Annotated in this window: 5 protein-coding genes; 1 reads left to right on the top strand and 4 read right to left on the bottom strand. The window is 63.0% G+C overall.

The genetic code is table 11. The features are described from left to right. Positions 1 to 60 precede the first annotated feature (60 nt). Positions 61 to 1,140 (top strand): TRAP transporter substrate-binding protein, encoded by a 1,080-nt coding sequence (locus QT17_RS10220; RefSeq protein ID WP_039459740.1) that lies wholly within the window; start codon positions 61 to 63, stop codon positions 1,138 to 1,140. A 56-nt stretch (positions 1,141 to 1,196) separates the two neighbouring features. On the opposite strand, the gene QT17_RS10225 is transcribed toward QT17_RS10220, so the two are convergent. The 4 genes from QT17_RS10225 to QT17_RS14895 form a co-directional block, all read right to left on the bottom strand. Then, the gene (locus tag QT17_RS10225; protein WP_039459747.1) at positions 1,197 to 2,678 is read right to left on the bottom strand and encodes a TRAP transporter large permease subunit; all 1,482 of its coding nucleotides are present in this window, start codon (positions 2,676 to 2,678) and stop codon (positions 1,197 to 1,199) included. Continuing rightward, positions 2,678 to 3,217 (bottom strand): TRAP transporter small permease subunit, encoded by a 540-nt coding sequence (locus QT17_RS10230; protein WP_039459742.1) that lies wholly within the window; start codon positions 3,215 to 3,217, stop codon positions 2,678 to 2,680. The genes QT17_RS10225 and QT17_RS10230 overlap by 1 nt, the downstream gene beginning before the upstream one ends. Before the next feature lie 92 nt (positions 3,218 to 3,309). Continuing rightward, positions 3,310 to 4,518 carry an MFS transporter gene (locus tag QT17_RS10235; protein ID WP_039459744.1) on the bottom strand — a complete coding sequence of 403 codons (1,209 nt, stop codon included), beginning with the start codon at positions 4,516 to 4,518 and terminating at the stop codon, positions 3,310 to 3,312. 10 nt (positions 4,519 to 4,528) lie between these two features. Beyond that, the coding region (locus QT17_RS14895; protein WP_039459745.1) for a universal stress protein at positions 4,529 to 5,196 on the bottom strand (668 nt) is incomplete at its 5' end.

Genomic DNA, 5,196 nt, shown 5'->3' on the forward strand with positions numbered 1-5,196 from the left:
GACTTGCGCACCTAGCCCCCTGGTGGGGTATAATCCCCTCGGACCGCTAAGGAGGTCAAAATGAAGCGGCGTGATTTCTTAAAGAAGGCGGGTATCGGCGTGGCAGCCAGCGCGGCGTTTGGCCCGGTGTTCGCCCAGGCGCAGCCCAGCATCCGCTGGCGCCTGGCCTCCAGCTTCCCCAAGAGCCTGGACACCATCTACGGGGCGGCGGAGGTTCTGGCGGAAAGGGTTTCTGCCCTAACGGGAGGCCGCTTCCAGATCCGGCCTTACCAGGCGGGTGAGATCGTGCCTGGCCTCCAGGTGATGGACGCGGTGCAGCAGGGCACGGTGGAAGCCGGGCACACCGCCAGCTATTACTTTGTGGGCAAAGCGCAGGTCTTGGCCTTTGACTGCGCGGTGCCCTTCGGCCTCACCGCGCGGCAGCAGAACGCCTGGATGTACTATGGGGGCGGGATTGAGCTCTTCCGCTCCATCTTTGCCGACTTCGGCATCATCCAGTTCCCTGGGGGCAACACCGGGGCGCAGATGGGGGGGTGGTTCCGCAAGGAGGTCAAGACCCTGGCCGACCTCAAGGGCCTAAAAATGCGCATTCCCGGTCCCGGGGGCCAGGTGATGAGCCGCCTGGGGGTGGTGCCCCAGGTCCTGGCGGGAGGGGATATTTACCCAGCCCTGGAGCGGGGCACCATTGACGCCACGGAGTGGGTAGGGCCCTACGACGACGAGAAGTTGGGGTTCTACAAGGTGGCTAAGTACTACTACTACCCGGGTTTCTGGGAGCCCGGTCCCCAGCTTTCTTTTTACGTAAACTTGAAGGAGTGGCAGAAGCTCCCCAAAGAGTACCAGCAAGCCTTTGAGGTGGCAGCCGCTGAGGCCAACCTCTCTATGCTGGCAAAGTATGACCGGGTAAACCCTCCCGCTCTGCAGCGCCTCATCAAGGCGGGGGTGCGCTTGAGGAAGTGGCCTGCGGAGATCATGAAGGCGGCCCAAAAGGCGGCCTTTGACTGGTACGAGGAGGAGGCGGCCAAGGACGCCACCTACCGCAAGGTCTACACCGCCTGGAAGGCCTTCCGGGAGGAGCAGTACCGCTGGTTCGGGGTGGCGGAACTGGGCTACGAAACCTTCGCCTTCCCGGCTCTTTAGGGGGTATAAGCGCATGGGGGGCCGGCGGAATTGCCGGCCCCATACGCTTACACGCTTCAGGCTGGGCCTAGGGACCGAAGGACAATGCCCGGGAATATCAGGAGCAAGCCCACCATCAGGAGCTGGATGAGAATAAACGGCACCGCGCCCCAGTAGATATCCACGGTCTTCACCGAGGGAGGGGCTACGCTGCGCAGGTAGAAGAGGGCGAAGCCAAAGGGAGGGTGCATAAAAGAGGTCTGCAGGTTGACCCCGAGGAGGACGCCAAAATAAACGGGGTTGATGTCCAGCGCCGTTATGGCGGGTGCCAACAGCGGCAAAATGATAAAGGCAATCTCAAAGTAATCCAGGAAGAAGGCCAGGAAGAAGACGAAAACGTTGATCAGGATCAAGAACCCCAGCTGGCCTCCCGGTAGCCCTGCCAGCAGGTGTTCCACCCAAAGGTCCCCGTCCACGCCATAGAACACCAGGCTAAAGATGCGCGAGCCCACAAGGATGAACACCACGAAGCTGGTCAGCTTGGCGGTCTCGCGCATGGCTTGGACAAGGACGTCCTTGGTGAGGCGGCCCCTTAGGAGGGCCAACAACAGCGCCCCCACAGCCCCCATGGCCCCCCCCTCGGTGGGGGTGGCGACTCCAAGAAAAACGGTTCCCAAGACCAAAAAGATCAGGACCAATGGGGGTATCATCACCCGCAAGACGCGAGCGAAGAGCGGGTTCCGCACATACAGATAAAAACTCAAGCCCACACCCACCAACAGGAGAACGAGATCCAAAAAGGCGGTATTGGACCATCCCCAAAGCGTTAGCCCCCAAGGGACGAGGGCGAGGACCACATAGCTGAGCAGTCCCAAAAGCGCGCCCCGTTCATACCCTGAGTAGGGGCGGGCTTCAGGGGGAAGGGCAGGGGCGACCTGGGGACGGAGAAGAGTGAGAAGGAGCACGTAGAAAACGTAAAGTCCAGTCAGCATGAAACCGGGCACAAAAGCGGCTCGGTACATGTCCCCCACGGATACCCCCAGCTGGTCGGCCATCACGATCAGCACTAGGCTCGGGGGGATAATCTGGGCCAGGGTGCCGCTGGCGGCGATAACCCCCGTGGCCAAGCGGGTAGAGTACCCGTAGCGAAGCATGATGGGCAGGGAAATGAGCCCCATGGCGATCACGCTGGCCGCCACGATACCCGTGGTGGCGGCCAGCAAAGCGCCCACCAGGATGACGGCGTAGGCCAATCCCCCTCGTACGGAGCCAAACAGTTGGCCGAGGGTGTCCAAGAGGTCCTCGGCCATCCCGCTGCGTTCCAGAACCAAGCCCATAAAAGTGAAAAAGGGGACGGCGAGGAGGAGCTGGTTCTGCATGGTGTCAAAGATGCGTAAGGGAATATTCTGGAGTAGCCCCAGGTTGATATGCCCATACTGCATCCCTATTAGGGCGAAACCCAAACCCACGGCTCCCAAAGAGAAGGCCACAGGGTAGCCCAAAAGCAACACCACCACTAGGGCTACAAACATTAAAGGGGCCATCCATTCAAAGGGCATCAAACCACCTCCTCTTGGCTCTCCTCTTTTATTTCAATCTTTCCGGCCAAAGCCAGGCTTATCTTGATTATTTCCGAGATGCCTTGAAGCCCAAGGAGAACGAAGCCGATGACCAAAGCGAGCTTGATGGGCCAGCGAGGTAGACCGCCTGCATCGGGGGACATTTCCTGAATTCGCACCGACTCCGCCACGATGGGCCAAGACAACACGAGGATGAGCACCACCATGGGCATGAGGAAAAAGATGGTGCCGAGAAGGTCAATCCAAAGCTGCCCCTTGCGGGGAAGGCGAGAGTAAAGGACGTCCACCCGAACGTGACCCCTGTGCTTTAAAGTCCAGCCAGCGCCCCAGAGGAAGATGAGGCTAAAGAGGTACCATTGGGCCTCGAGGTAAGCGTTGGAACTGTAGTGGAAAAGGTAGCGCATCAACGCGTTTCCTGCGGAAAGGAGCGTCACGAGCAAGACCAGCCAGACCACCACCTGTCCAACAGCCTCCGTGGCGGCGTCGATAGCGCGGGATATGCCCAAAAGAAAGCGCATATTTTCACCCCCCAAGAAAACCGGTCCTATCCTACCCGGGGAGGGAATAGGTGTCAATGCGTTCAGAAGGCATCTTTTCCAAGTTCGGCCCGCTAGTGGGCCCGGCGGATGGGGGCCACCAAAAAGGCCCCGAGGAGGAAGAAACCCCCGGCCAGGAGGAAGAGGACCAGGTAGCCGAGGCCCTCTTCCCGGGCATTGAGGAGGTCCAGGGGCCGGCCAAAGGCCCCAGCCAGCACCTGGGGCACCACGATGGAGGTCTGCCAAAGGCCCATGTCCGTGGCGTGGGCCTCGGGGTCTTTCAGCACGTCCGCCACCAGGGCCCAGTCCACCGCCAGATAGATGCCGTAGAAGAGCCCGAAGAGGAGGGAAAGGGCGAGGAGGAGGTCGTAGCGGGGAAAAAGGAGGATGAAGGGCATCAGGGCCCCAAGCCCCGCCCCCGAGAGGTAGATGAGGCGCTTGCGGCCAAACCGGTCCGAGGCCCGGCCGGCGGGCACGCTGGCAAACCCCGCTCCCAAGGAGATGAGGAGGCCCAGAAGGGCCACCGCCTGGAAGGGCTCTTGGGTGAGGGTCCGGCCCAGGGCTTGGAAGGTCCGCACCACGTCCGCCAGGTAGTACTGGAGGTAGGTCTGGGCCAGGTAGAAGCCCAGCATGACAAGGAAACGGGTGAGGTAGACGAGGAGGAAGTCCCGGTCTTGCCAGGGAGCGGCCATGGCCTGGAGGAAGGGGCGTTGGGAGGAGCGGGGCAAGGTTTCGGGCACCAAGGGGAGGCTTAGGCTCGCTCCCAAGAGGTTTACCAAGGCCGCCAAATAGGCCTGGGGGGCAAGGGGGAGGAGGAAGCCCACCGCCCCCCCCAGGACCTGGCCGAAGACCTGGAGCACCCCCATGTACCCCGAGGCCAGGCCCCGCTCCCCCTTGGCCACCAGGTCGGGGATGAGGGCGCTATAGGGCCCCGTGGCCAGGTCGTCCGCCACCTGGAGGAGGAGATAGGCAAGGAGGAGAACCCCGTAACTCGGGGCGTGGGCGAGGAGCAGGAGGGCCAAGGCGGTGAGGAGGCTACCCCAAAGGAGAAAGGGCCGCCTTTTCCCCAAGCGGTCGGAAAGGTACCCCATGACGGGAGGGCCCAAAATGGCCATCACCGCTCCCAAGGCGAAGAGGAAGCCCAGGCGGCTCGCCTTCTCCTCGGGGGGGGAAAGCTCCGCCACCTTGGCGGGGAGGAGTACCAGAAGGACCAAGAACCACTTGAAGCTGGTGGCGAACCAGTAGGCGGAGAGGCGGAGGAACCACCCTGGCCCGCGGCGCATGGGCCTTACCTTACCAGACCGTGGCCTCGGGAACCACCAAAAGGGGCAGGGGGCTTTGGGCGGCGAGCACCTCCACCATGCGCCCCAGGCGGTGGCGCCAGGTACTTTTGGCCTTGGAGCCCAGGACCAAAAGGTCGGCTTGCCGGGCCTGGACCAGGCGCACCAGGTCCAGCTCGTTCTCTCCGGGGGATACCTCCACCACCCCCGTGGCCTTGAGGAGTCCTTCCAGGAAGCCCTTGGCCCGCTCCAACACCTCCGCCAGGGAAAGCCTTTCCGGGTCCAGGTAGGTGGGGAAACAACAGCCCCCCTTGCCGCTCACCAGATGCAGGGCGAAGACCTCCGCCCCCAGGGCCTTGCCCCAAGCCTCCGCCACCCGGAAGGCGGCGAGGCTTGCCGGGCTTTCGTCCAGGCCCACGGCGATGCGCTTGGGGGCGGTTAGGGGCTTGGGCAAGAGGAGGACAGGCACCTCCCCCCGGTGGAGGAGGTAGCGGGCTAGGCCCCCCCGGGCCAGGGCCTCGAGGGTCCCCGTCCCCCGTTGCCCCAGGAGCACCAGGCGGCTTTTCTGCGCCTCCCCCGCCACCACCTGGGCGGGAAAGCCCCGGAGGACCCGGGCCTTGATCCCCGTGGCCAAAAGGGCCTCCCGCACCCGGGCTTCCGCCTGGGCTAAGGCGGCCTCCA

The organism is Thermus sp. 2.9 (assembly GCF_000794385.1).
GTDB classification, from domain to species: Bacteria; Deinococcota; Deinococci; order Deinococcales; family Thermaceae; genus Thermus; species Thermus thalpophilus.

Bases quoted from the DNA above. Each gene is read 5' to 3' on its own strand.
- QT17_RS10235 (WP_039459744.1), bottom strand. From the start codon at position 4,518: ATGCGCCGCGGGCCAGGGTGGTTCCTCCGCCTCTCCGCCTACTGGTTC.
- QT17_RS10230 (WP_039459742.1), bottom strand. From the start codon at position 3,217: ATGCGCTTTCTTTTGGGCATATCCCGCGCTATCGACGCCGCCACGGAG.
- QT17_RS10225 (WP_039459747.1), bottom strand. From the start codon at position 2,678: ATGCCCTTTGAATGGATGGCCCCTTTAATGTTTGTAGCCCTAGTGGTG.
- QT17_RS10220 (WP_039459740.1), top strand. From the start codon at position 61: ATGAAGCGGCGTGATTTCTTAAAGAAGGCGGGTATCGGCGTGGCAGCC.